This is a genomic window from Sulfolobus sp. B1 (genome assembly GCF_007050195.1).
GTDB lineage: Archaea > Thermoproteota > Thermoprotei_A > Sulfolobales > Sulfolobaceae > Saccharolobus.
The window spans coordinates 1-1,208 of the sequence record NZ_QIMI01000259.1 but is presented as its reverse complement, the minus strand read 5'-3'; the positions used below and the strand labels follow the sequence as shown (position 1 = coordinate 1,208).

3 protein-coding genes are annotated in these 1,208 nt (G+C 32.2%); 1 reads left to right on the top strand and 2 read right to left on the bottom strand.

All coding sequences use genetic code 11. The features are described 5' to 3' along the window. A partial coding sequence (locus DMP16_RS10025; protein WP_185957864.1) for an HAD hydrolase family protein occupies positions 1-235 on the top strand: 235 nt, incomplete at its 5' end. On the opposite strand, the gene DMP16_RS10020 is transcribed toward DMP16_RS10025, so the two are convergent. Next, positions 215-667, bottom strand: a complete 453-nt coding sequence (locus tag DMP16_RS10020; RefSeq protein WP_306416248.1) for a methyltransferase domain-containing protein — start codon at positions 665-667, stop codon at positions 215-217. The two genes, DMP16_RS10025 and DMP16_RS10020, sit on opposite strands and share 21 nt — an antisense overlap. A gap of 113 nt (positions 668-780) precedes the next feature. Further along, positions 781-1,208: HAD-IA family hydrolase (locus tag DMP16_RS10015; RefSeq protein ID WP_143577202.1), on the bottom strand; the 428-nt coding region annotated here is incomplete at its 5' end.

Sequence of the window (1,208 nt, the reverse complement as noted above, 5' to 3'; positions counted from 1 at the left end):
AAGCTTAATTAAATTTAAACAATTAATTAAATTCAATGGAAAGGTCGTGGCGATAGGGGATAGTGAAAACGATTATGCGTTATTTAGAGTAGCTGATATAAAAGTAGCTGTTAATAATGCCTTACCTCAAGTGAAGCAAATAGCTGACATAATAACGTCTAAGCCAAATGGACTAGGGGTTCTGGAAGTATTAGAAAAGATTTTAAATAATGAATTACAAAATTTTAGTAAATAAGTAAACGTCAACGAGAAACTCATGAAACCTCTCCTTATGCCATGGATAATATTGCTTAAGCCTATACTTTTCAGTAATTACAGATACTTTAAACCCTCTTTCCTTAGCTAGATTAGTGATTATCTCTCTAGTTCTTCTATTGAATTTATGAATTGAGTAAATTATTTTAGCATTGTTGAAAGCAGATATTAGAAATTGTATGTCAATTCCCTTATTAACCACTCCGAACGGAGGATTTTGTATTACTACATCAAAATTGGCTTTAAAGAATCTTATGTCAACATTTACTAAGTCCACTAATAGACCTAACTCATTAAACATTTCTTTAGCAACCTTTAACGATTCCAAATCAATATCGACACAAACACAATATCCTCCCAACAAAGTTACAGCTAAACAAAAAATGCCTGTACCACATCCAGCATCTAATATCCTTTTATTTGCAATATTACCAGATAAATAAGCATGCCATACGATTTCGGATACTAATGATGGAGGAGTTAAATATTGCTCTAATTCATATTTTGGGTTAGGATGAGGTTTAGCTAACTTTTGTAGTAACTTTTCGACCTCTCTTTTACTAGCTCTAATGCTTCTAATAGATTGTTCACCCTTTTCTCTTTTATCTCTGAGTAAAAGTTTTGTCTATCTATCAATAAGGCTTCTAACCCAGCTCTCTTAGCTCCCAGTACGTCTATTTCATAGACATCTCCAATATGTATACCATCACCTCCTGCTAATTTAACGGCATAAGAGAAAATTTTGGGGTGTGGCTTCATAATGTTCAAATCACAAGAAGCTACGATACCATCAAAATATTTCTTAATTCCTAAATCCTCTATTATCCTATAAAGGCTTCTTGTAGCGTTACTTATTAAAACTATTTTAAGACCTAAACTCTTTACACCTTCTAAAAAGGGAATTGCATCATCATACAATTGATACTCACCAGACAACAAATACTTTGAATTTA